1 rRNA gene is annotated in these 252 nt (G+C 54.4%); it reads left to right on the top strand.

Annotated features, from left to right (window positions below):
• A 16S ribosomal RNA gene (locus tag M3202_RS22235) occupies nucleotides 1-220 on the top strand; the annotation flags it as partial.
• Between the last annotated feature and the right edge of the window lie 32 nt (nucleotides 221-252).

A 252-nucleotide genomic window follows, 5' to 3' on the forward strand; every position in this document is an offset into this window, starting at 1 on the left:
GCCTGCATGAAGCCGGAATTGCTAGTAATCGCGGATCAGCATGCCGCGGTGAATACGTTCCCGGGCCTTGTACACACCGCCCGTCACACCACGAGAGTTTGTAACACCCGAAGTCGGTGGGGTAACCTTTTGGAGCCAGCCGCCTAAGGTGGGACAGATGATTGGGGTGAAGTCGTAACAAGGTAGCCGTATCGGAAGGTGCGGCTGGATCACCTCCTTTCTATGGAGTTTAGACTCTAATCGAACTTACAC

Origin of the sequence: Halalkalibacter oceani (genome assembly GCF_023715605.1) — a bacterium.
Lineage (GTDB): Bacteria > Bacillota > Bacilli > Bacillales > Bacillaceae_D > Halalkalibacter > Halalkalibacter oceani.